A 24,778-nucleotide genomic window follows, 5' to 3' on the forward strand; every position below is an offset into this window, starting at 1 on the left:
AATAGGTAGGCATCATTCAATTGGATGATGCCTTTCCTTTTCATGGATTTAGATACTAGTGAAACATTCGTGATATGTTATAATAGCCTCTGATATCGTAGTGAAAATGAAAGTGAATAATATCTTGAGAGATAGTAGATAGGGGAGAGAGGAAATGGATCAAAATCCAAATAGCGGTAGAGAGAGATTTCAACTCTTGCTCCAGCAAATGGACTTGACTGAGGATGCCTTTGTGAATTATTTCATAGGTGCCGAAATTGATAAACTCTCAATCGAGAGGGAATCCAAAACATGGCATTTTGCCTTTAATATACCTGCATTAATTCCTTGCAGTGTTCATACAAGACTTGCTACTCATTTAGCAAGTACGTTTTCCCATATTGCGAAGGTCACATTCAACTTGAATGTGGCCAACCCGCAAGTGACGGAACAATTGGTAAAAGAGTATTGGAAAAACTGCATTGGCGAGCTTGAGGGAATGTCTCCAGCACTGTTATCACTTCTGAATGAACAAGAGCCCACAGTGAATGGATATAAACTTATTGTAAGCGCACGGAATGATACGGAGGCTGTCCAGTTAAAACGAAAATATTCCGGCATCATTTCTAATATCTACCAAACATTCGGTTTTCCCCCGCTGACTCTGGAAGCGGAAGTGAAAGAGACGGTTTCGAATCCTGATTACCAGAAGTTTCTAGAAGAGAAACAAAAGGAAGACGCGGAAAAGGGACTTGCTGCCCTAGTGGAAATGCAGAAGAAAGAATCGGAAAAAGGCGGCGACGATGGCGCTTACGAAGGACCGGTTAAAATTGGCTATACGATTAAAGAAGATGCGGATTTCCGCAGAATCGAACAGATTATCGATGAAGAGCGCAGGATTGCTATCGAAGGCTTCGTGTTTGATGCAGAAGTGCGTGAGTTACGCAGCGGACGGAGCCTGTTGACATTTAAAGTCACCGATTATACAAGCTCGATATTGGTCAAAATGTTTTCGCGTGATAAAGAGGATGCGGCCATACTTGCCAGAGTGAAAAAAGGGATGTGGATACGTGCCCAAGGCAGTATCCAAAATGATACATTCGTACGTGACCTGGTAATGATCGCAAATGATATAAATGAAATTTCTAAACAAGGACGGCAGGATAAGGCACCTGAAGGAGAAAAGCGTGTAGAACTGCATATGCATACCCCGATGAGCCAGATGGATGCAGTGACACCTACTTCTGCGTTAGTTGCCCAGGCTGCCAAGTGGGGGCATAAGGCTGTTGCCATTACAGATCATGCAGGTGCACAATCATTTCCTGAAGCTTATAGTGCCGGGAAAAAGAATGGTATCAAAATCCTTTATGGCGTCGAAGTGAACCTTGTGAATGATGGGGTGCCCATTGTTTATAATGAGGCGCATATTCCTTTGGCAGATGCCACCTACGTTGTGTTTGACGTTGAGACGACAGGCCTGTCTGCCGTATATGATACGATCATTGAATTTGCTGCAGTGAAAATTCGTGACGGTGACATCATTGATCGATTCGAGTCATTTGCAAATCCGCATCACCCATTATCCAATACGACGATAGACTTGACTGGAATCACTGATGATCTTGTAGAAAATGCTCCAGAAGTCTCGGAAGTACTTGAAAAGTTCAAGAACTGGGCAGGCGATGCGATCCTGGTTGCCCACAACGCAGCCTTCGATATGGGCTTTTTGAATATAGGTTATAAAAACATGGGTTATCCTAAAGCTTCCAATCCTGTTCTTGATACATTGGAACTTGCCCGGTTCTTATATCCGGAGTTTAAAAATCACCGGTTGAATACATTATGTAAAAAGTTCGATATTGATTTGACCCAGCATCATAGGGCCATTTATGATGCCGAAGCTACAGGTTACCTTATGCTGAAGATGCTGAAGGATGCAATGGAAAAAGAGATTACCCATCATGATCAGCTTAATGACAATATGGGTAAAGGAAATGCTTATCAGCGTTCCCGGCCGTCCCATTGTACGTTGATCGCGCAAACACAGGCAGGCTTAAAAAACCTTTTCAAATTAGTTTCGATATCTCACATCGATTATTATTATCGTGTGCCCCGGATACCGCGCTCACAACTTAAAAAGTATCGTGAAGGAATTTTGGTAGGGTCGGGATGCGATAAAGGGGAAGTTTTTGAAGGGATGATGCAGAAGGGTTTTGAGGAAGTCGTCGATATCGCCGAATTCTACGATTATCTTGAAATCCATCCGAAGGAAGTGTATCAACATTTGATTGAGCTTGAATATGTCCGGGATGATAAATCGTTAGAAACAATCATCTCCAATATCGTCAAGCTTGGTGAAAAATTGGATAAACCTGTCGTAGCCACGGGAAATGTGCATTATTTGGATCCGAATGATAAAATTTACCGGAAAATCCTTGTAAATTCACAAGGTGGAGCAAATCCGCTGAATCGTCATAAGCTGCCTGACGTACATTTTCGGACTACGGATGAAATGCTACGGGAATTTTCCTTCCTTGGTTCTGAGAAAGCCAAAGAGGTCGTGGTAACTAATACGAATAAAATCGCTGATATGATTGAAGAAATCAAGCCAATCAAGGACGAGCTATATACACCTAAAATCGAAGGTGCCGAAGAAGAGATGCGTGAGATGAGCTATGGCATGGCAAGGAAGATTTATGGAGAGAACCTGCCGGAAATCGTGGAAGCCCGTCTTGAGAAAGAATTGAAAAGCATCATTGGCCACGGATTTGCCGTTATTTATTTAATTTCTCACAAACTAGTAAAAAAATCATTGAATGATGGTTATCTAGTTGGCTCAAGGGGATCGGTTGGATCATCTTTCGTTGCCACGATGACTGAAATAACGGAGGTAAATCCGCTTCCACCGCATTATGTATGTCCGGAGTGCAAGAAATCCGAATTCTTCAATGACGGTTCAGTAGGTTCGGGATTTGACCTGCCAGATAAAGATTGTCCCGATTGTGACATTGCTTATACAAAAGACGGGCATGATATCCCGTTTGAAACCTTCCTTGGATTTAAAGGGGATAAGGTTCCCGATATCGACTTGAACTTCTCGGGTGAATATCAGCCGAAGGCCCATAACTATACGAAAGTTTTATTCGGTGAAGAATATGTCTATCGTGCGGGAACGATTGGCACGGTCGCTGAAAAAACAGCTTATGGGTATGTAAAGGGGTATTCCGCTGATAATAACATCCATATGCGCGGAGCTGAGACTGACCGCCTTGTTGCCGGTTGTACTGGGGTGAAACGGACGACAGGACAGCATCCTGGCGGAATCATCGTTGTTCCGGATTATATGGATATTTATGATTTCACACCTATTCAGTTCCCTGCGGATGACAGGAATTCCGAGTGGAAAACAACTCACTTTGATTTCCATTCCATTCACGATAATATTTTGAAACTCGATATACTTGGACATGATGATCCGACCGTGATCCGGATGCTTCAAGATTTAAGCGGCATCGATCCAAAGACCGTTCCTACCGATGATCCTGAAGTAATGAAAATATTCAGCAGTACCGAATCTTTAGGTGTTACCGAAGAACAGATCATGTGTAAAACGGGTACGCTCGGCATTCCTGAATTTGGAACCCGTTTCGTCCGGCAGATGCTTGAAGATACGAAACCTACAACATTTTCCGAGCTTGTTCAGATCTCAGGGCTTTCTCACGGTACGGATGTATGGCTGAGCAATGCACAGGAGCTGATCCACAACCGGATATGTACACTAAGTGAGGTTATCGGCTGCCGGGATGATATTATGGTCTATCTGATTTATCAAGGACTCGATCCTTCCCTAGCGTTCAAAATTATGGAATCTGTACGTAAAGGGAAAGGGCTCTCGGAGGAATTCGAAGAGGAAATGAGGAAAAATGAGGTGCCGGAATGGTATATCGATTCATGTAAGAAGATTAAATACATGTTCCCGAAAGCCCATGCTGCAGCTTACGTCTTAATGGCTGTCCGGATTGCCTATTTTAAAGTGCATCTGCCTTTATTGTATTATGCAGCCTATTTCACGGTACGTGCCGATGATTTTGAAATCGACGCCATGACACGGGGATCGCAAGCGATCAAATCGAAAATGGAAGAAATTACCGTAAAGGGATTGGATGCATCTACAAAGGAAAAGAATACATTGACGGTTCTTGAACTAGCTTTGGAAATGTGTGAACGCGGCTATGCATTCGCTAAAGTGGATTTATACAAATCCAGTGCTGATCAATTCATAATTGAAGGAACTAATTTGATTCCGCCTTTCAATTCAATACCTGGTCTTGGAACGAACGCGGCAATCAATATCGTCAACGCACGCAAGAATGGTGAATTCCTTTCGAAAGAAGACCTTCAGCAACGGGGGAAGGTTTCGAAGACCATCCTTGAATACCTTGATAAACAAGGATGTCTGGAATCATTGCCTGAACAAAATCAGTTATCTTTATTTTAAAGAGGAAACTGATGGAAAAAAGGAAGAAACAGACATGATATTTGCATAAATATCTTGATTATGGTATATTTTTATTGGAAATACTAAGAGGAACCAATGGCAAGAGTGGGGAAACCCACTCTTTCGTGTTGTATTGACCATTTAATTTTGAATCCGAAACCAAGCGCATACAACGCACGTATGGAGGAAACAAATGAGTAAAAAGGTAACGGAAGTTGTAGAAGAATTAGCATTACCAATTCTTGATGAATTGCAGCTTGAATTAGTCGAAGTGGAGTATGTGAAGGAAGGTAAAAGCTGGTTCCTTCGAGTGTACATTGATAAAGAAACAGGCGTAGATATTGAAGATTGCGGAAATGTGAGTGAAAAACTCAGTGAAAAGCTTGATGAGGTTGATCCGATTCCACAAAATTATTTTCTCGAAGTTTCATCACCCGGAGCTGAAAGGCCTCTGAAAAAAGAGAAGGATTTCCTTAAAGCTATCGGTAAAAATGTTTACATAAAAACATACGAGCCCATTTTAGATGAAAAAGAATTCGAAGGAATCTTAACCAGTTTCGATGGTAAAGAAGTGACACTCGAAGTCAGAATCAAGACAAGAAAGAAAACGATTGTCATACCATTCGAAAAGGTGGCCAAAGCAAGATTGGCGATTACCTTCTCTTAAGTCAAGCAAATCATTAAATATTTAAATATCCGTAAGGGGGATCACCATGGGCAATGAGTTATTGGATGCTCTCTATATTTTAGAAAACGAAAAAGGAATTTCCAGGGAAGTTTTGATCGACGCGATTGAAGCTGCTCTTATATCGGCATATCGCCGTAACTTTAACCAAGCACAAAATGTACGTATCGACTTGAATCTTGGTAAAGGAACTATGCGTGTATTTGCCAGAAAAGACGTTGTTGACGAAGTATTCGATTCACGTCTGGAAATTTCTGTTGAAGAAGCAAGAGCAATTGATCCCAACTATCAGTTAGAGGATATTGTCGAAATGGAAGTAACACCAAAGGATTTCGGCCGTATTGCTGCACAAACTGCCAAACAAGTCGTTACTCAAAGGGTGCGTGAAGCAGAAAGAGGCATCATTTACGCCGAGTTCATTGATCGTGAAGAGGATATCATGACTGGCATCGTTCAACGTCAGGATTCCCGATTCATTTATGTGAGCCTAGGTAAAATCGAAGCTTTGCTCCCGGTTAATGAGCAAATGCCGAATGAACAGTATAAACCTCATGATCGCATTAAAGTTTTCATCACTAAAGTTGAAAAGACTTCCAAGGGCCCGCAAATTTTTGTATCCCGTTCACATCCTGGTCTTTTAAAACGTTTATTCGAAATCGAAGTGCCTGAAATTTTCGATGGAACAGTGGAAATTAAGTCAGTTGCCCGCGAAGCAGGCGACCGTTCAAAAATCTCCGTGCACTCCGATAACGAAGAAGTCGATCCTGTCGGTTCCTGTGTAGGCCAAAAAGGACAACGTGTTCAGGCCATCGTCAATGAATTGAAAGGTGAAAAGATCGATATCGTTAAATGGTCGGAGAATCCGGTCATTTTCGTTGCGAATGCTTTAAGCCCTTCAAAAGTACTTGAAGTCATCGTAAAAGAAGAGGAAAAGGCGACTACCGTAATCGTTCCGGATTATCAACTTTCCCTGGCAATTGGTAAGCGTGGACAAAATGCCCGTTTAGCTGCCAAACTTACTGGCTGGAAAATTGATATCAAGAGTGAAACGGAAGCTCGCGAAGCTGGTATTTATCCAGTGGAAGAACAGGAATTCCTTTTGAGCAGAGATAGTTATGTTAATGAAGAGGAAACAGATTTCGAAGAGGATAATGAGTAATTCAGAGGTGAAAAAAGATGAATAACCGAAAAAAAATCCCGATGCGTAAATGTGTGGCTACAGGCGAAATGAAGCCGAAAAAAGAACTCATTCGCATCGTTCGATCCAAAGAAGGGGAAGTCAGCCTTGATCCGACCGGAAAGAAATCGGGAAGGGGAGCTTATTTGACTCTTGATCGGGATGTTATCGAGCTGGCCAAAAAGAAAAATGTGCTGGCTAATCACCTTAGTACCCAAATCGATTCTTCCCTTTATGAACAATTGCTTGAATTAGTGAATAAGGAGAAAAACTAACACCATGACCCAACAACAACAATGGATGTCTCTATTAGGTTTGGCCAATCGAGCACGCAAGCTAATTTCGGGTGAAGAATTAGTGGTTAAAGAGATTAGAAGCGGTAATGCCAAAGTTGTTATTTTATCCGCGGACGCTTCAAAAAACACTGAAAAAAAAATATCTGATAAGTGCGCATTTTATCAGGTTCCTTTAAAAAGAGTCGAAAGCAGGTCTATGCTCGGCCATGCGATAGGTAAGGATGCTAGAGTTGCCGTCGCAGTTCTGGATGAAGGTTTTGCACAAAAACTCCGAACGCTGCTCGATTAAATTTTACGGGGGTGAACGTATGACAAAATTGCGTGTATATGAATATGCAAAACAAAAGAACGTTTCAAGCAAGGATGTAATAAATAAACTTAAAGAAATGAATATAGAGGTAACAAACCATATGACAGCATTAGACGATTCAACTGTAAATAAATTAAACGATTCAATTAAACCTAAAAACGAAGAAAAAAGCCAAGCTGCTGAACCAAAAGCTAACGCTACGGTTGCGAAGTACGAAGCTGAAGCAGATGAAAAGAGCACAGTCAATAAAGAAAAACTGAAGAAGAAACCACCAGTTAAGCCAGTAGGTACGAAAAAACCAACTGGGCAGTTTAACAGGGGTCGCAATAATAAGAATAAAAATAATAAACAAAGACAACAAGCACCTCAGGCTCCCGTTACAAAACGTAAAGAAAGAGAGCTTCCTGAGAAAATTACGTTTTATGAGTCATTGACGGTTATGGAACTTGGTAAAAAACTTCACCGTGAACCTTCTGAAATCATTAAAAAGCTCTTTATGCTTGGTGTCATGGCTACAATCAACCAAACTTTGGATAAAGATGCAATTGAATTGATTTGTGCGGAATACGGTGTAGTGGCCGAAGAAGAAATTCGTGTTGACCTGACTGACCTTGAGTCACTAGTCACTGAAGACGCTTCTGAAGATTTGATTGAACGTCCGGCTGTCGTGACGATCATGGGGCACGTAGACCATGGTAAAACGACATTGCTTGATTCTATACGCCATACAAAAGTAACAGAAGGCGAAGCAGGCGGGATCACTCAGCATATCGGTGCTTATCAAGTTAAAGTTAACGATAAAAAAATAACATTCCTAGATACACCAGGACATGCTGCGTTTACAACGATGCGTGCCCGCGGTGCACAAGTTACTGATATTACCATCCTGGTCGTAGCGGCCGATGATGGTGTTATGCCTCAAACGGTTGAAGCGATTAACCATGCTAAAGCGGCAGAAGTTCCAATTATCGTTGCTGTTAATAAAATGGATAAAGAAGCTGCTAATCCGGACCGTGTCATGCAAGAATTGACAGAACATGGCTTAGTTTCTGAAGCGTGGGGCGGAGACACAATTTTCGTACCTATTTCAGCCAAAAACGGTGAAGGTATCGATAGCTTGCTTGAAATGATTCTTCTTGTCAGTGAAGTGGAAGAGTATAAAGCGAATCCAACTCGTAAAGCGAATGGTACGGTTATCGAAGCGCGTTTGGATAAAGGTCGCGGATCGGTTGCTACTTTGTTAGTTCAAAACGGAACGTTGAAGGTCGGAGATCCGATTGTTATCGGTAATACATTCGGACGTGTACGTGCTATGCTTAACGATCTTGGACGCCGTGTTAAGGATGCAGGTCCTTCAACACCGGTTGAAATCACTGGATTGAATGAAGTGCCGCAGGCCGGAGATCGTTTCATCGTCTTTGAAGATGAGAAAACGGCCCGTCAAGTTGGGGAAGTGCGTGCGCAGAGACAACTTGCTTCACAACGTAATGAAAAATCCCGTGTAACGCTTGATACATTGTTCGAGCAAATGAAAGAAGGGGAAATTAAAGAATTGAACATCATTCTAAAAGCGGATGTTCAAGGTTCTGCGGAAGCAGTAGCCGCTTCCCTGAATAAAATAGAAGTGGAAGGCGCTAAAGTGAAAATCATACACACTGGCGTCGGTGCAATAACAGAGTCTGATATCATCCTTGCTACAGCTTCCAATGCAATCGTCATCGGATTTAACGTCCGTCCTGACGTGAATGCTAAGCGTGCAGCTGAATCGGAAAATGTTGATGTACGCCTTCACCGCATCATCTATAAAGCGATCGAAGAGATCGAATCGGCTATGAAAGGGATGCTTGACCCTGAATTCGAAGAAAAAATTATTGGTCAGGCCGAAGTTCGTACGACATTCAAAGTATCAAAAGTTGGTACTATCGCCGGTTCATATGTTACAGAAGGAAAAATTACACGTGATAGCGGAATTCGCTTAATTCGTGAAGGTGTCGTCATTTACGAAGGTGAAATTGATGCATTGAAACGTTTTAAAGATGATGTTAAAGAAGTGGCAACGAACTATGAGTGCGGTATTACCATTAAAAATTACAACGACCTTAAAGAAGGCGATGTAATCGAAGCGTATGTAATGGAAGAGATCGAACGTAAATGATCGTTGGCTCCGTCCAATGTGAATGCATCATCCATGACACCCATTCTTTGAAAGAAAAACGGGCCGTGCTTCAGCGTGTCATGACACGGCTTAAACAGAAGTTCAATATTTCTGTAGCCGAGACCGATTTTCAGGATTTATGGCAGCGGACAAAGATTACTATCGTAACCGTAACGTCCTCAAGGAAGGCTACAGAGCGGGAACTTCAAAATGCCCTTAAATTTCTAGATTCTTTTCCGGAACTAGAGCGAACAATAACAGATATAGACTGGCTTTAGGCTATCGAGGTGATATTAATGAGCCTTCGTTCAAATCGTGTTGGCGAACAAATGAAAAAAGAGCTGAGTGAAATTATCGGCCGAAAAATTAAAGATCCAAGAATCGGATTTGTTACCGTGACGGATGTCGCGGTAACAGGCGATTTACAACAGGCAACAGTTTATATTTCCGTTTTGGGTGATCAGGAACAGCGGGAGAAAACCCTTCAAGGCCTAGCAAAGGCCAAAGGATTCATGCGTTCAGAAATTGGGCAAAGAATCCGCCTGCGCAAAACCCCTGAGCTATTTTTTGAATTTGATGAATCGGTCGATTATGGTAATCGTATCGAGTCGTTGATTTCCCAAATCAATTCAGAGGAAAAACCGGCTGAAAAAGACGAAGAATAAGCAAGCAGTAAAAGGAGGCCGACTCAATAAGTGCTTTGCACTTCTTGAAGTCGGTCTCTTTTTTTTGAAAACGAAATATGTAATAAAGCCAAAAACACCTTTCGGAATGGAATCCATTTTGCTACATGATAACGTTTAGGGTGTTTTATAAATGATGAGGTGAAAGCGTGAACGGTATTCTTCCATTATGGAAACCCAAGGGATTGACATCCCATGATTGTGTTTTTAAATTAAGAAAAATTTTAAAGACAAAAAAGGTTGGGCATACAGGCACTTTAGATCCTGATGTAACAGGGGTTTTACCTATTTGTATTGGCAGGGCAACTAAAATCGCTGAATATTTGACAGAAGCCGGTAAAGCGTATGAAGGGGAAGTGACCCTTGGTTTTTCAACGACAACTGAAGACGCTAGCGGTGAAAAAGTGGAAGAGAAAAAGATTGATCAAGTGATTCAGCGTGAGCGGATCCTAGAAGTGTTAGAATCATTGACTGGGAAAATTAAACAGACGCCACCGATGTTTTCAGCCGTAAAGGTAAACGGGAAGAAGTTATATGAATATGCTCGTGCAGGGGTGGAAGTGGAAAGGCCGACAAGGGAGGTATCCATCTACGATATTACCCTACTCGATGATCGTTCTGAATTTAAAGGGGAAACCATTTCTTTTCGTTTTCGCGTCAAGTGCAGCAAAGGAACGTACATTCGGACGCTAGCAGTCATGATGGGTGAAGCACTTGGGTTTCCTGCACATATGTCAGATTTGACCCGTATTGAATCAGCAGGTTTTAAGCAAGAGGACTGTTTTACTTTTGCTGAGGTGGAAGCATTCATGGAAACCGGAAGAACGGATGATTTTCTATTGCCTTTGGAGCGGGGATTATTTCATTTGCCCAAATTTCAGATTAGTGATAAAGTAGCAAAGAAAGTACTTAACGGTGCGGTATTGGAACAAACAGAGGATGTCGTTGTTGAAAAAGGGAAGCCTTTTGTGATGGTTGACACATCCGGTAAGGCCATTGCCATTTATCAAATACATCCGACAAAAGTGGGATTAATTAAACCTGTAAAAGTATTGGCACAAGAATTATAGACCGTTTTACCGTCGGAAAGAGGAGATTGAAAGGTGAAAGTGATCGCAATAGAGCATCCTCATCAATATAAATCGGATGATTTTCCTGAGCTTGTAATGGCGCTTGGATTTTTTGATGGTATACATAAAGGACATCAGATCGTTATTCAAACCGCCAAGCAAAAAGCCGATGAAATGAATCTTAAGTCAGCAGTCATGACATTTGACCCCCATCCTTCTGCAGTACTGGGGAGGAAAACGGAAAATATCCGCTATATCACTCCACTTGAAGATAAGGTGGATATCATAGAGTCGATGGAGATAGATTATTTATTCATTGTCCATTTCAGCAAGGAATTTGCTTCGGTACTGCCGGAACGGTTCGTTGACGAATACATTGCCGGTCTGAATGTCCGTCACGTAGTAGCCGGGTTTGATTATTCATACGGCCGCTATGGTCAAGGGTCGATGGAAGATTTGCCTGTTTACGCACAAGGAAGGTTTTCGCAGACGGTCGTTGCAAAACAGACACTTGAAGATGAGAAGGTTAGCTCGACAAGAATCAGGGAAACTCTCGGTAATGGCAACTTTTCCGACTTTTATCATTTGGCTGGCCGACGCTATTTGACGAAAGGTCATGTCATTCACGGTGAAAAGCGGGGCAGGAAGTTGGGATTCCCCACAGCTAATATTGAAGTAAGCGACGATTATATCTTCCCTGCTGCTGGCGTTTATGCTGTAAGGATCAAAATAAGCGGTAAATGGTATGATGGAGTTTGCAATGTCGGTTACAAACCGACGTTCCACGAAGAAAAACCTAAATATCCAACTGTAGAGGTACATGCCTTGGAGTTCTCGGGAGATATTTATGGCAGCCAGGTTACGGTTGAATGGCATACAAGACTTCGGAGTGAGCAGAAATTTTCCGGACTTGAAGCATTAGTCGCTCAGATAGAAACGGATAAGCAAAATGCAATATCCTATTTTTCAAAGCTGGAAGCATAAAAGGGCACTAGATAGACAGGACTTGCAATTTTAATGAAAAACGTGTATTCTATTGTATGTATGAAAATAACCATTGCTTGGCTAGTCGAGACTCCGACGCTGGCTCGGTAATAGGTGATTTTACAGAATTTTAGGAGGAATAATAACATGGCAATTACACAAGTACGCAAAAACGAACTTATCGTTGAGTTCAGAACTCACGATACTGACACTGGGTCTCCAGAAGTTCAAATCGCAGTATTAACAGAAGAAATCAACAACTTGAACGGTCACTTACGCACACATAAAAAAGACCACCATTCACGTCGCGGTCTTCTTAAAATGGTAGGTAAACGTCGTAATCTTTTAACTTACCTACGTAACAAAGACGTTACTCGTTACCGTACACTAATTAACAAATTAGGTCTACGTAGATAATTTTTTCAGGAAGGCGGGAAATTTCCCGCTTTTTTGATGTTAATCAAATGATTTGGACGTGTTCTACTTAAAGGCTGAGCCTTCGTCCTTGGGACTCGGCAGGTGCCGGGTCCTTTTCCATTTATAGATGATTAGGATATACATAATCAAATGAATGAAATTTTTATTCATTTTACTGTTAATGCTTGTTTTTTTCGTGCATAATAGGAATAGTTTGGTTTTAACTCGAGTTCAGTTACTTTCACATATAAATGATTTAATCCAATACAGGTTTAGGTAAACTAAGCCTCTAAGTGAAGATTCAGAGAGGGGTTTAATAAATGGGACAGGAAAAACATACGTATTCATTTGACTGGGCCGGCCGTAATGTAACGGTAGAGATAGGGCAATTGGCCAAACAAGCGAACGGGGCAGTTTTAGTCCGTTATGGAGAAACTGCTGTATTAAGTACAGCAACAGCTTCGAAGGAACCGAGAAATGTCGACTTTTTCCCTTTGACGGTTAACTACGAAGAAAGACTTTATGCAGTCGGTAAAATTCCAGGGGGCTTCATCAAACGTGAAGGCCGACCGAGTGAAAGGGCAATTCTTGCAAGCCGTTTAATTGATCGTCCAATACGCCCGTTATTCGCTGATGGCTTCAGGAACGATGTTCAGATCATCAGCATGGTCATGAGTGTCGATCAAGATTGCTCTACGGAAATGGCAGCGATGCTTGGTTCATCCCTTGCACTTTCAGTTTCCGACATTCCGTTCGAAGGTCCAATTGCCGGAGTTGTAGTAGGAAGAATCAATAATGAATTCATGATTAACCCTACAGTTGACCAACTTGCAAAAAGTGACATCAATTTGACGGTTGCAGGTACTAAAGATGCTATCAACATGGTTGAAGCAGGCGCAAATGAAGTACCAGAGGAAACCATGCTTGAAGCAATCATGTTTGGACATGATGAAATCAAGAAGATCATTGCATTCCAAGAGAAAATCGTTGCTGAAATCGGCAAGGAAAAAATGCAAATCGCTTTATATCAAGTGGATGCAGAACTGGAAGCAGAAGTGAAGGGTCTATGTGAAGCAGACTTGAACAAAGCTGTACAAGTTCAGGAAAAACATGCTCGTGAAGACGCGATTAAAGAAGTGAAAGATCGTGTGTTGGCTCATTATGAAGAAGAAACTGATGAAGCTAAATTAAAACAAATCAAAGAAATCCTTAATAAATTGGTGAAATCCGAAGTCCGTCGTTTAATTACGGAAGAAAAAGTGCGTCCGGATGGCCGTAATCCTGACGAAATCAGACCATTATCATCGGAAGTTACGATTCTGCCTCGTACACATGGTTCTGGATTGTTCACACGCGGACAAACCCAAGCGCTATCGATCTGTACATTAGGTGCACTTGGTGATGTGCAGATTCTGGACGGGCTTGGAACCGAAGAGTCGAAACGTTTTATGCACCACTATAACTTCCCACATTTCAGTGTTGGTGAAACTGGTCCTATCCGTGGGGCAGGGCGCCGCGAAATTGGTCATGGTGCACTTGGTGAAAGAGCATTGGAGCCGGTCATTCCAAACGATAAGGATTTCCCTTATACAATCAGACTAGTGTCGGAAGTTCTTGAATCGAACGGTTCAACATCACAAGCAAGTATCTGTGCAAGCACTTTGGCAATGATGGATGCTGGTGTTCCATTGAAAGCTCCAGTTGCCGGTATTGCAATGGGACTTGTCAAAACAGGTGAGCATTATACAATCTTAACGGATATTCAAGGTATGGAAGATCATCTAGGAGATATGGACTTTAAAGTCGCAGGGACTTCAAAAGGTGTAACTGCCCTACAAATGGATATTAAGATTGAGGGACTTTCAAGAGAAATCCTTGAAGAAGCTTTACTTCAAGCCAAACATGGCCGGATGCATATTTTGGAATCAATGATGTCAACGATCAATCAACCGCGTGAGCAGTTATCCAAATATGCCCCAAAAATCGTTACAATGTCTATAAATCCGGATAAGATCCGTGATGTCATTGGACCGAGCGGAAAACATATCAATAAAATCATTGAAGAAACTGGCGTGAAAATCGACATCGAACAAGATGGAACGGTATTCATATCTTCTACAGATGAACCAATGATTCAAAAAGCGAAGAAAATCATCGAGGATATCGTACGTGAAGTCGTTGTGGGCGAACTATACTTAGGTAAAGTTAAACGTATCGAAAAGTTCGGTGCATTCGTTGAAATCTTCAATGGTAAAGACGGTTTGGTACATATTTCTGAACTGGCTGAAGAAAGAGTCGGAAAAGTGGAAGATGTCGTTTCACTTGGCGATGAATTATTGGTTAAAGTAACTGAGATTGATAAGCAAGGAAGGGTAAACCTTTCCCGTAAAGCGGTCCTGAAAGAGCAAAAAGAGGCAGCTAACCCTTCTCAATCGTAATAGAAATGAAAATCCGGCATGCGATTCCTTGTGAATCTGCATGCTTTTTTTGTTTAAAAGTATTGGGATAAGCATAGTTGTAATGGCATTAAAAGTATGTCATGTTCTACCTTGTCCGTTTTCTTCATACATTTTGGTATGAAGGGGGCGTAAAAAATGAATAATAAATGGAAGCAGATAGTTGCGATAAGTGCCATTGCAGGTATATCATGGTTATTAGTGCAAAATCCATATACACAAATTTATTTGACCCAATTAACAGATCATTCAGTTGCTTCAATGAAGCAAGAAGATGAGCTTCTTTTACAAATAAAAGAATCAACAAAAAAATATGAGATTGCACCACAGGATGCACGAATAGATTCGGTTTGGAAAACCGTTCCTGCATATAATGGACTTAAGGTAAATATTGATGATTCGTATAAAGCCATGAAGAAGGTAGGTGTGTTCGATAAGGATAAGCTGGTATTTCAGCAGGTCCCTGCAAAGATACATATAGAGGATTTGGATCCTGCTCCGATTTACCGGGCCCATCCCGAAAAGCCAGTGGTTTCATTTTTAATCAATGTGGCCTGGGGGAATGAATACTTACAAGATATGTTGGCTGTGTTAAAAAAGAATAATGTCAAAGCCACTTTTTTCCTTGAAGGTAATTGGACCAAAAAAAATCCAGATTTGGCCAAGATGATCGTGGGTGGTGGGCATGAAATTGGCAATCATTCTTATTCGCATCCCGATATGAAAAACATATCCGCCCAAGCTACACGTGAGGAAATTCGAAAAACGAACGAAGTCATTGAAGCGGTGACAGGTTTGAAAATGAAATGGTTCGCACCACCAAGTGGAAGCTATCGGGATGAAACGGTGAAAATCGCGGATTCTTTCGGTATGGAGACTGTCATGTGGAGTGTGGATACGATCGACTGGCAAAAACCAAGCCCTGAAGTCCTTCAACAACGAGTGCTTTCTAAGGTACACCCAGGAGCATTTATTTTAATGCATCCGACGGAATCTACTGCAAAATCATTGGAAACGTTAATAATTGAAATAAAAAAGAAAGACTTAGATGTTGTTACCGTTTCGGAAGCAGTAGATGAAGAGCGATCGAATCCATGATGTATTGGTTAAACGATAGCAGCATAGAATGATTGGGAGGAATGTTAGTTGATTAAGAAATACACGTGTCAAAATGGAGTTAGAATTGTATTGGAAAATATTCCAACTGTACGCTCAGCAGCAATTGGAGTATGGATCAAAACCGGTTCACGAAATGAAACACCTGAATTGAATGGGGTTTCACATTTCCTGGAGCATATGTTCTTCAAAGGGACAACTACAAGAAATGCGCGTGAAATTGCCGAGTCGTTCGATAGTATTGGCGGACAGGTGAATGCATTCACATCAAAAGAATATACCTGCTATTATGCTAAAGTAATGGATAACCATGCAAGCTATGCGCTTGAAATCCTTGCTGATATGTTCTTCAATTCAACTTTTGACGGGGAAGAATTGAAAAAAGAAAAAAATGTGGTCTACGAAGAAATCAAAATGTACGAAGACACACCGGATGACATTGTTCATGATCTCTTAAGCAAGGCAGTATATGAAAATCATCCTCTTGGCTATCCTATACTAGGAACGGAAAATACGCTTGAAACATTCAATAGTGATACATTAAAAAAATACGTCCATGACATGTATACACCTGATAAAGTGGTGGTATCCATTGCCGGGAATGTGGATGAAAAATTGATTCAAGAAGTCGAAAGCTACTTTGGTTCGTATCAAGGAGGAGAAGACCGACTTGAATTGGTCAAACCTTCCTTCCATGAAAATAGGATCACCCGTAAAAAAGATACGGAACAAGCCCACTTATGCCTTGGTTACAAAGGGTTGGAAATCGGTAATGATAAAACATACAGCTTAATCACCTTGAATAATATTCTTGGAGGAAGCATGAGTAGCCGCCTATTCCAGGACGTGAGGGAACAACGCGGCCTTGCCTATTCCGTTTACTCCTATCATTCCAGCTATCAAGATAGCGGTATGGTGACAGTATATGGGGGGACAGGCACAAATCAACTTGACAGCTTGTATGAAACCATTCAGGAAACACTGGATACCTTAAAAAGAGATGGTATTACGGAAAAGGAATTACGAAATAGTAAAGAGCAACTTAAAGGAAGCTTGATGCTCAGCCTTGAGAGCACGAATAGCCGCATGAGCCGAAACGGAAAAAATGAGCTTATGTTGGGTGAGCACCGTTCCCTTGATGATATCATTATCAAAATTGACGAGGTTACAGAGGATACTGTCAATGAACTGGCAAACCAGATCTTTACGGAACATTCCTTGTCATTAGTGAGCCCGCTGGAAAACTGGGACAAATAAAAACAAACAAGTCTGCACCTTCCTTATATGGGGGGGCAGGCTTTTTTTTATTAAATGCCTTTGAAAATGGAGGGATCCAGTGTAATGGACAAATATTTCGATAAATGCATTCTAAGTTTACCTTTTTCGGATATAGATTGAATAGAAGGTGAAAAAGGGGGAACCACAATTGAGATTGAGTGAACTTAGCGGTAAGGAAATAGTCGATGTGAATAGAGCGCAACGATTAGGAATCCTTGGTCAGACGGATTTGGAAATAGATGAAACTGGACAAATTACCACGTTGATCATCCCTTCTGTCAAATGGTTCGGCCTCTTAAGGAATGGCAGTGAAATAAGAGTGCCATGGGAACATATAAAAAAAGTCGGTACGGATATGGTCATCATTGATTTTCAGGAAGGACTACTTAAAGATGGAGAGCATATGGACGGGTAAAAACGCTCGTACCATACTCCTAGGGTTATCTGGAAATGGTCTTTCGAAACGCCTCAGCTGTCAATAGCTAAGGCGTTTTTTCTTTTCTTATCACCGTTTTTTAAGTGAAAACATAAGATGGCAAGGTAACTAGAGAATGTAGCAAAAACCGAATTGCTTCTTGAGGAAATTTATCATGAAGAGAGGAATGTTTAGGATCTTTTATATAAAGAAGGTGACAGTTTTAATGCTCACAGGCATGCAAATCGCTGTAATTGGTGGAGATGCGCGTCAGCTTGAAGTTGTCCGTAAATTGACGGAGCTTGATGCGAAGCTATTATTGGTAGGTTTTGAACAGCTCGACCATGCTTTTACCGGAGCGGTTAAGGAAAAAATGGAAGATATAAATTTCAAGGAAATAGATTCAGTTATTTTACCTGTCCGGGGCACGGATTCAGATGGGAAAGTGGAGACTATCTTTTCCAGTGAAGAGGTTGTTTTGACTGAAGAAATGATAAAAAATACCCCGGCACATTGCACTTTTTATGCAGGAATCAGTAACGATTACCTCAATGGGATATTTAAGAAAGCGGATCGCAAACTCGTTCTATTGTTCGAACGTGATGATGTGGCTATTTATAATTCGATTCCCACTGTAGAGGGTGCGATCATGATGGCCATTCAACATACGGATTTTACTATCCATGGTTCGAATGTAGCCGTTCTCGGACTGGGAAGGGTCGGTATGAGTGTAGCCCGGTCATTCCAGGCCCTTGGAGCAAAAGTAAAGGTGGGGGCAAGAAAAAGCGAGGATATTGCAAGGATTAGTGAAATGGCATTAACCCCTTTTCATTTAAATGATCTTGCTTCAGAAATGAAAAATGTTGATATATGCATCAATACGATTCCTTTTCCGATAATTACCGCAAAAGTCATAGCTAATATGCCAGTTCATACATTAATCATCGACCTTGCTTCAAAACCGGGGGGGACGGATTTTCGTTACGCTGAAAAAAGGGGAATTAAAGCGCTGTTGGCACCGAGCCTACCGGGTATAGTTGCCCCGAAAACAGCTGGTCAGATATTAGCGAATGCACTGGGGTTATTGATTCAAGACGAGTGCTTGATAAGGAAGGGGAAAAAACTATGAGTCTCCAAGGGAAAAGGATTGGTTTCGGATTAACAGGATCACATTGCACTTATGATGAAGTGTTTCCGGAAATAGAAAAACTTGTAAATGAAGGGGCGGAAGTCATTCCAATCGTAACATCGACTGTACAGAACACGGAAACCCGTTTTGGAAAGGGCGAGGACTGGGTCGAAAGAATTGAAAAATTGACGGGGAATCATGTCGTTGATACAATCGTCAAAGCGGAGCCATTAGGACCTAAATTGCCACTGGATTGTATGGTGATCGCTCCTTTAACGGGGAACTCAATGAGTAAAATGGCAAATGCACTTACCGATTCGCCTGTACTTATGGCTGCAAAAGCGACGATGAGAAATCACCGTCCAGTCGTGGTCGCGATATCAACAAATGATGCACTTGGGTTAAATGGTGTCAATCTAATGAGGCTGATGGCTGCAAAAGATATTTTATTTTGTTCCATATGGCCAGGATAATCCAACAGGCAAGCCAAGTTCCATGGTTGCCAGGATGAGCATGATTAGGGATACGATCATTTCAGCACTGGAAAGGGAACAGATTCAACCGGTCATCGTCGAAAGGTTCAAGGATGATTTAGACTGAACGAGTTTTCTGGCACGCTCCCGCTTTCTAATGACTGGCATATATGCATAAATTTGTAGCTTGAAGTTATAAAAAACCACTCCGCTACCAGAATATTTTGTTAAAGTGCGACCCTTTGGAATGTTAATGTGATAAAATAAATGATATTCTAAACAAGAAGTAGTAAATCCAAAAAAACAACTAATTTTAAGAGATAGAAAAGGAGTATGTATAAATGACTGAGACACAGGGATTGCGTATTGCAGTTGTGGGAGCAACTGGAGCAGTAGGACAACAAATGATTTCAACACTCGAACAAAGGGACTTACCGATTAAACAAATCATCTTTTTATCATCGGCTCGTTCCGCAGGAATCAAACTTACGTTTAAGGGCGAAGAAATCGAAGTGCAGGAAGCAAAACCTGAAAGCTTTGAAGGCATCGATATCGCTTTATTCAGTGCTGGAGGAAGCGTGTCTAAGGAATTGGCTCCAGAAGCAGTGAAACGCGGAGCGATAGTGGTGGATAATACGAGCGCATTCCGCATGGATGAAAATGTGCCGCTAGTCGTTCCTGAAGTAAATGAAGAAGACTTGAAACTTCATAATGGGATCATTGCAAACCCGAATTGTTCAACTATCCAAATGGTTGTGGCATTAGAACCTATCCGCCAGACATATGGCTTATCAAAAGTTGTTGTTTCTACCTATCAAGCTGTTTCGGGTGCAGGGGCTGCAGCGATAAATGAATTAAAGGAACAAGCTCGCGACTTGCTTGATGAAAAAGAAATAGATCCGAAAATTTTACCGGTAAAAGGGGACGAAAAGCATTATCAAATCGCATTTAACGTCATTCCCCAAATCGATAAATTCCAAGATAATGGGTTCACATTCGAAGAGATGAAAATGATTAATGAAACAAAGAAAATCATGCATATGCATGACCTTTCAGTAGCTGCAACATGCGTAAGGCTTCCTGTTGTAACGGGTCATTCCGAATCTGTTTACATTGAAGTCGAAAAGGATGGCATAGCGGCTTCTCAAATCAAAGATTTAATGAGAACGGCACCTGGAATAGTGTTAGAAGATGAACCGGAACAACAAGTATACCCAACGCCTGCTTCATCCGTCGGCAAGAATGATGTATTCGTCGGTCGGATTCGCAAAGATTTGGATGAAGATAAAGGCTTCCATTTATGGGTGGTTTCCGATAATCTATTAAAAGGAGCAGCTTGGAATTCTGTTCAAATTGCTGAAAGCCTTTTGAAATTAGGTTTGGTTACCGTTAAGTAATAATTTATTCTTAATTAATTACCAATAGGATAGAGAGTTTTTGTCAGCTTCCCGAATCGGGAAGCTGGCTTATATTTGGGGTGCATATAATGAAAATCATCGTCCAGAAATACGGTGGGACATCCGTTCGAGATGAGGAAAGCCGTTCGTTTGCCAAAGGGCATATTCAAAATGCGATTAAAGAAGGCTATAAAGTGGTGGTTGTGGTTTCAGCAATGGGAAGAAAAGGCGATCCTTATGCAACGGATACCTTACTTTCACTAGTAAATGGAGCAAAAGCCAGCCTTTCAAAACGAGAACAGGATTTACTTATGTCAGTAGGAGAAACGATATCTTCTGTTGTATTTACGAACATGCTGTTAGAACACGGTATTGATGCCGTCGCTTATACTGGGGCTCAAGCTGGATTCATGACGAATACCGACTATTCAAGTGCGAAAATAATCGAAATGAAGTGTGACCGTCTCATGAAAGAACTGGAAGTGAAGGATGTTGTCGTTGTAGCAGGATTCCAGGGAGCGGCTAAAAATGGGGACATCACGACCATTGGCCGTGGTGGAAGTGATACTTCAGCTGCTGCATTAGGTGCAGCATTGCAAGCTGAACGGGTCGATATTTTTACGGATGTTGAAGGAATCATGACGGCAGATCCACGTATTGCCGATAAAGCCCGTCCATTATCAATTGTTTCATATACGGAAGTTTGCAACATGGCCTATCAAGGTGCGAAAGTCATTCACCCAAGAGCTGTTGAAATTGCCATGCAGGCCAAAGTGCCGATTCGGATAAGATCAACATACAGCGAAGGTTTGGGAACACTTGTTACTAGTGTGAACAAGGGAAGCCAGGGTAGTGACATACGTGAAAGGCTCGTAACCGGGATTGCCCATGTGCCAAAAATCACTCAAATCAAGGTGCGTGCGAAAAAAGATCAATATAATCTACAGGCAGAAGTTTTCAAAGCAATGGCCAATGCCTCCATTTCAGTGGACTTTATAAATATTTATCCAAGTGGCGTAGTTTATACAGTTTCGGAAGAGATGACAGAGCTTGCCCTCTCGATTTTGGCCGAGCTTGGTCATGAACCGGTCATTGAACGAAATTGTGCCAAGGTGTCCGTAGTCGGTGCAGGCATCAACGGTGTGCCGGGCGTTGCGGCTAAGATTGTTACAGCGCTTTCCGAGAAGGAAATTGCCATTCTCCAGTCAGCGGACAGCCATACGACTATTTGGGTGCTCGTAAAAGAAGAAGATTTAATAGAAGCTGTTAATTCCCTGCACTATGCATTTCAACTGCATGAAAGTGAAGTCCTATAATCATAGGGTTTTCAATAAATAAAGGTTTTAAAAATTAAAGAGGTGTTAGATGATGATATTTGGTAGAGTATCAACCGCAATGGTCACCCCTTTCGATAGCAAGGGAAATGTTGATTTTCAAAAAACGACTTCATTGGTTAATTACTTATTAACGAATGGAACGGATTCGCTTGTGCTTTCGGGAACGACAGGGGAATCTCCAACTTTATCTTCGGAGGAGAAGATTGCGCTATTGCGTCATGTTTCCAAGGTTGTTGAAAAACGGGTGCCCATCATCATGGGTACAGGAAGCAACAATACGTATGCATCCATCGAGTTGACAAAAAAAGCAGAACAAAATGGCGCCGATGCAATCATGCTGGTGGCCCCGTATTATAGTAAAACGAATCAGGAAGGTCTGTACCAGCATTTTAAAGCTATTGCAGCTAGTACGACTCTCCCTGTAATGATATATAATATCCCTGGGCGTGCTTCGGTTAACATTGAACCGGAAACGATCATCCGACTTTCAAAAATTCCCAATATCGTAGCCGTGAAGGAAGCGAGCGGGGATTTAAACGCCATGACCCAAATCATAGCCGGAACGGATGAGGATTTTGCATTATACAGTGGGGACGACGCTTTAACACTGCCTGTACTAGCGATTGGTGGTGTGGGTGTAGTTTCGGTTGCTTCACATATTGCTGGTAATGAGTTACAGAAAATAGTGGAGGCTTTTATCAGCGGGAACTTGAAAGAGGCGGCTCGGCTGCATCAGGAACTGTTACCGCTTATTAAAGGTTTGTTTGCAGCGCCAAGCCCGGCACCTGTCAAAACAGCGCTTCAGTTATATGGAATTGACGTTGGATCGGTCAGACTTCCAATCGTGCCATTGACGGAGCAGGAACGCTTGGCTTTAACTAAGGTATTAAAAAAATAAAAAGACAAGGAACAAGCTGATCGTTGAAGATTGGCTTGTTTTTACATAATGATGTATATGAAAGGGGTATACTATCCAATTTCTTAAATGATCGATCGAAACTGCATAGGGTAATATACAGGGATGATTGTCTTATACATACACATGGAAAAGCTTTTTTAGGGATGAAATGAAAAAGTCCCTTTGAAAATGGTAAGTGTTGTCATGTTTTTTGAACATCGGTTATAATGAAATCATTGGGAAATTATGAACGGGATTTTTTAAGGAGGATATTCGATTGGGTAAAGATAAAAGTAGTGGGATAAAAGTCATTTCTCTTGGAGGACAAGGGGAACTTGGTAAAAATATGTACGTCGTTGAGGTGAACGAGGACATCTATCTTCTTGATGCAGGGTTAATGCTGCCAGAAGAAGAAATGCTGGGAATCGATGCAGTTATTCCTGATATTTCTTATTTGATGGATAATAAGGAACGGGTGCAGGGGATATTCATTACCCATGGTCATGAAGACCATATGGGAGCGCTTGCTTATGTTTTGAAATATTTACCTGTTCCAGTTTATGGAACAAAGCTTACACTTGCTTTAATCAAAACGAAATTAAAGGAAGATGGCTTTAACGGCAGGGCAATATTTACTGAGATCGATTCAGATTCCCTTTTAAGTTTTCCTCAAGCGGCCGTGTCTTTTTTCCGGACTAACCATAGTATCCCCGATTCTGTCGGAGTCGTGATCCATACGCGTGAAGGTGCAATCGTATATACAGGGGATTTCAAATTCGATCAAGCGGCAACCGATCTGTATAAACCGGAAATCGGTAAAATGGCTAGTATCGGTGAAGAAGGTGTCCTATGCTTGCTTTCGGATAGTACGGGTGCCGAGAGGCCAGGTTATACCCCATCAGAAGCAGTTGTGGCCAGAGATATTACAGAGGTTTTCCATGCTGCCTCCGGAAGGATTATCGTTGCGTGCTTCGCTTCGAACATCAACCGGATTCAACATGTCTTCAATGCAGCGGCAGCTAGTCGCAGGAAAGTGGCAGTTGTAGGCAAAAGCCTGCAACGCGTATATGAAACAGCCTTGAATTTAGGCTATTTAAAGGTCGAAGAAGAGCTGATCATCCCAATAAACGAAATTAGCCAGTATAACGACCGTGAAATCGTCGTGTTATCGACAGGTCATCAAGGGGAGCCCATTGCGGCACTTCAAAAAATGGCAAAACAAACTCATAAGCAGGTAACGATCAAAAAGGGAGACACAGTTTTGATCAGTGCATCACCCCTTCAGGGCGGCGAACTTATCTTATCCAAAACCGTCGATTTGCTATACAGGGTAGGCGCTGAGGTGGTATCTGCGAATAAATATAAAGTGCACGTAACAGGTCATGGTAGCCAGGAAGAACTGAAAATGATGATCAATTTGATGAATCCTAAATTTTTCATTCCTGTGCATGGGGAATACCGCCATTTATATGCCCATCAAAAAGTTGGGATTGCCGCGGGGATAAAACGTGAGAACATCATAATTGCCGAAAAAGGCGATGTCATTGAATTAAAGGGCGATAAAATGGGTCTATCCGGCAAAGTTTCAGCAGGAAATATCTTGATTGATGGCAGCGGTGTTGGAGATGTGGGTAATATCGTTCTTCGTGATAGGCGCTTGTTATCCCAGGATGGCATTTTGATTGTAGTCGTCACGTTGAATCGTCAGGATAAAAGTATTGCAGCAGGTCCTGAAATCATTTCAAGGGGATTCGTTTATGTTCGTGAATCAGAAAAAATGATTGGGGAAGCAACCGAAATAGTAAGTGAAATCGTGAAGAAAAATGGATCGCGCCAACCTTTCGATTGGTCTACGTTGAAGCAGGAAATGCGTGATGCATTAAACCAATTCTTCTATGAAAAAACGAAACGCCGGCCAATGATTTTACCGATCATCATGGAATATTAAGTCAAAAACCCCTGATCTGAAAAGTCAGGGGTTTTTTTCTTTGCCAAACCTCTTATATCTTGAAGAATGAAGTCCGA

General features: G+C 41.7%; 20 protein-coding genes and 1 pseudogene. All 21 read left to right on the forward strand.

Translation table 11 applies throughout. From position 1 onward, the window contains the following. Nucleotides 1–154 precede the first annotated feature (154 nt). The 21 genes and pseudogenes from ABIE66_RS08645 (at nucleotide 155) to ABIE66_RS08745 (ending at nucleotide 24,701) form a co-directional block, all read left to right on the forward strand. The gene (locus ABIE66_RS08645; RefSeq protein WP_370014416.1) at nucleotides 155–4,477 is read left to right on the forward strand and encodes a PolC-type DNA polymerase III; all 4,323 of its coding nucleotides are present in this window, start codon (nucleotides 155–157) and stop codon (nucleotides 4,475–4,477) included. 193 nt (nucleotides 4,478–4,670) lie between these two features. Continuing rightward, on the forward strand, nucleotides 4,671–5,144 hold the full coding sequence (rimP, locus tag ABIE66_RS08650) for a ribosome maturation factor RimP (RefSeq protein WP_289317128.1): 474 nt from the start codon (nucleotides 4,671–4,673) through the stop codon (nucleotides 5,142–5,144). A gap of 46 nt (nucleotides 5,145–5,190) precedes the next feature. Then, nucleotides 5,191–6,321, forward strand: coding sequence for a transcription termination factor NusA (nusA, locus tag ABIE66_RS08655; RefSeq protein WP_061462442.1), 1,131 nt, complete (start codon nucleotides 5,191–5,193; stop codon nucleotides 6,319–6,321). Nucleotides 6,322–6,338: 17 nt separating this feature from the next. Then, entirely contained in the window at nucleotides 6,339–6,614 is a 276-nt protein-coding gene (rnpM, locus tag ABIE66_RS08660) for an RNase P modulator RnpM (RefSeq protein WP_034313617.1), read from the forward strand. A gap of 4 nt (nucleotides 6,615–6,618) precedes the next feature. After that, nucleotides 6,619–6,924, forward strand: a complete 306-nt coding sequence (locus ABIE66_RS08665) for a YlxQ family RNA-binding protein (protein WP_061144653.1) — start codon at nucleotides 6,619–6,621, stop codon at nucleotides 6,922–6,924. A gap of 19 nt (nucleotides 6,925–6,943) precedes the next feature. Continuing rightward, complete coding sequence (infB, locus tag ABIE66_RS08670; protein WP_370014417.1) at nucleotides 6,944–9,100, forward strand: translation initiation factor IF-2; 2,157 nt, start codon at nucleotides 6,944–6,946, stop codon at nucleotides 9,098–9,100. Then, nucleotides 9,097–9,378, forward strand: coding sequence for a DUF503 domain-containing protein (locus ABIE66_RS08675; RefSeq protein WP_057913375.1), 282 nt, complete (start codon nucleotides 9,097–9,099; stop codon nucleotides 9,376–9,378). The genes infB and ABIE66_RS08675 overlap by 4 nt, the downstream gene beginning before the upstream one ends. A gap of 18 nt (nucleotides 9,379–9,396) precedes the next feature. Continuing rightward, a complete protein-coding gene (gene rbfA, locus ABIE66_RS08680; RefSeq protein ID WP_289317125.1) occupies nucleotides 9,397–9,765 on the forward strand; it encodes a 30S ribosome-binding factor RbfA in 369 nt (122 codons plus the stop codon). Between the two features lie 167 nt (nucleotides 9,766–9,932). Further along, a complete protein-coding gene (truB, locus tag ABIE66_RS08685) occupies nucleotides 9,933–10,853 on the forward strand; it encodes a tRNA pseudouridine(55) synthase TruB (protein WP_289324417.1) in 921 nt (306 codons plus the stop codon). 33 nt (nucleotides 10,854–10,886) lie between these two features. Beyond that, a complete protein-coding gene (ribF, locus tag ABIE66_RS08690; protein ID WP_289324418.1) occupies nucleotides 10,887–11,837 on the forward strand; it encodes a bifunctional riboflavin kinase/FAD synthetase in 951 nt (316 codons plus the stop codon). A 147-nt stretch (nucleotides 11,838–11,984) separates the two neighbouring features. Then, nucleotides 11,985–12,254: a 30S ribosomal protein S15 gene (rpsO, locus tag ABIE66_RS08695; RefSeq protein WP_289324419.1), complete on the forward strand. Its 270-nt coding sequence runs from the start codon at nucleotides 11,985–11,987 to the stop codon at nucleotides 12,252–12,254. A 320-nt stretch (nucleotides 12,255–12,574) separates the two neighbouring features. Beyond that, nucleotides 12,575–14,692, forward strand: coding sequence for a polyribonucleotide nucleotidyltransferase (gene pnp, locus ABIE66_RS08700; protein WP_289324420.1), 2,118 nt, complete (start codon nucleotides 12,575–12,577; stop codon nucleotides 14,690–14,692). Between the two features lie 156 nt (nucleotides 14,693–14,848). After that, nucleotides 14,849–15,808 carry a polysaccharide deacetylase family protein gene (locus ABIE66_RS08705; protein WP_289317121.1) on the forward strand — a complete coding sequence of 320 codons (960 nt, stop codon included), beginning with the start codon at nucleotides 14,849–14,851 and terminating at the stop codon, nucleotides 15,806–15,808. A gap of 48 nt (nucleotides 15,809–15,856) precedes the next feature. Next, the gene (locus ABIE66_RS08710; protein ID WP_289324421.1) at nucleotides 15,857–17,083 is read left to right on the forward strand and encodes a M16 family metallopeptidase; all 1,227 of its coding nucleotides are present in this window, start codon (nucleotides 15,857–15,859) and stop codon (nucleotides 17,081–17,083) included. A gap of 169 nt (nucleotides 17,084–17,252) precedes the next feature. Beyond that, nucleotides 17,253–17,519: a YlmC/YmxH family sporulation protein gene (locus tag ABIE66_RS08715; RefSeq protein ID WP_289324422.1), complete on the forward strand. Its 267-nt coding sequence runs from the start codon at nucleotides 17,253–17,255 to the stop codon at nucleotides 17,517–17,519. 226 nt (nucleotides 17,520–17,745) lie between these two features. Next, nucleotides 17,746–18,648, forward strand: coding sequence for a dipicolinic acid synthetase subunit A (dpaA, locus tag ABIE66_RS08720; protein WP_370017003.1), 903 nt, complete (start codon nucleotides 17,746–17,748; stop codon nucleotides 18,646–18,648). Then, nucleotides 18,645–19,248, forward strand: a pseudogene (locus tag ABIE66_RS08725) (dipicolinate synthase subunit B). The gene dpaA and the pseudogene ABIE66_RS08725 overlap by 4 nt, the downstream one beginning before the upstream one ends. Nucleotides 19,249–19,462: 214 nt before the next feature. Beyond that, nucleotides 19,463–20,518: an aspartate-semialdehyde dehydrogenase gene (asd, locus tag ABIE66_RS08730; protein ID WP_289324423.1), complete on the forward strand. Its 1,056-nt coding sequence runs from the start codon at nucleotides 19,463–19,465 to the stop codon at nucleotides 20,516–20,518. Nucleotides 20,519–20,607: 89 nt separating this feature from the next. Further along, entirely contained in the window at nucleotides 20,608–21,834 is a 1,227-nt protein-coding gene (dapG, locus tag ABIE66_RS08735; RefSeq protein ID WP_370014418.1) for an aspartate kinase, read from the forward strand. A gap of 49 nt (nucleotides 21,835–21,883) precedes the next feature. Continuing rightward, entirely contained in the window at nucleotides 21,884–22,753 is an 870-nt protein-coding gene (gene dapA, locus ABIE66_RS08740) for a 4-hydroxy-tetrahydrodipicolinate synthase (protein WP_370014419.1), read from the forward strand. A 277-nt stretch (nucleotides 22,754–23,030) separates the two neighbouring features. Further along, nucleotides 23,031–24,701 (forward strand): ribonuclease J, encoded by a 1,671-nt coding sequence (locus tag ABIE66_RS08745; protein ID WP_289317114.1) that lies wholly within the window; start codon nucleotides 23,031–23,033, stop codon nucleotides 24,699–24,701. Nucleotides 24,702–24,778 lie beyond the last annotated feature (77 nt).

The organism is Peribacillus sp. B2I2 (genome assembly GCF_041261685.1).
Classification (GTDB): domain Bacteria; phylum Bacillota; class Bacilli; order Bacillales; family DSM-1321; genus Peribacillus.

Coding starts and splice junctions, on each gene's coding strand:
- ABIE66_RS08675 (WP_057913375.1), top strand. CDS start 9,097: ATGATCGTTGGCTCCGTCCAATGTGAATGCATCATCCATGACACCCAT.
- pnp (WP_289324420.1), top strand. CDS start 12,575: ATGGGACAGGAAAAACATACGTATTCATTTGACTGGGCCGGCCGTAAT.
- infB (WP_370014417.1), top strand. CDS start 6,944: ATGACAAAATTGCGTGTATATGAATATGCAAAACAAAAGAACGTTTCA.
- rimP (WP_289317128.1), top strand. CDS start 4,671: ATGAGTAAAAAGGTAACGGAAGTTGTAGAAGAATTAGCATTACCAATT.
- dpaA (WP_370017003.1), top strand. CDS start 17,746: ATGCTCACAGGCATGCAAATCGCTGTAATTGGTGGAGATGCGCGTCAG.
- asd (WP_289324423.1), top strand. CDS start 19,463: ATGACTGAGACACAGGGATTGCGTATTGCAGTTGTGGGAGCAACTGGA.
- rbfA (WP_289317125.1), top strand. CDS start 9,397: ATGAGCCTTCGTTCAAATCGTGTTGGCGAACAAATGAAAAAAGAGCTG.
- rnpM (WP_034313617.1), top strand. CDS start 6,339: ATGAATAACCGAAAAAAAATCCCGATGCGTAAATGTGTGGCTACAGGC.
- dapA (WP_370014419.1), top strand. CDS start 21,884: ATGATGATATTTGGTAGAGTATCAACCGCAATGGTCACCCCTTTCGAT.
- dapG (WP_370014418.1), top strand. CDS start 20,608: ATGAAAATCATCGTCCAGAAATACGGTGGGACATCCGTTCGAGATGAG.
- ABIE66_RS08645 (WP_370014416.1), top strand. CDS start 155: ATGGATCAAAATCCAAATAGCGGTAGAGAGAGATTTCAACTCTTGCTC.
- ABIE66_RS08665 (WP_061144653.1), top strand. CDS start 6,619: ATGACCCAACAACAACAATGGATGTCTCTATTAGGTTTGGCCAATCGA.
- rpsO (WP_289324419.1), top strand. CDS start 11,985: ATGGCAATTACACAAGTACGCAAAAACGAACTTATCGTTGAGTTCAGA.
- nusA (WP_061462442.1), top strand. CDS start 5,191: ATGGGCAATGAGTTATTGGATGCTCTCTATATTTTAGAAAACGAAAAA.
- ABIE66_RS08705 (WP_289317121.1), top strand. CDS start 14,849: ATGAATAATAAATGGAAGCAGATAGTTGCGATAAGTGCCATTGCAGGT.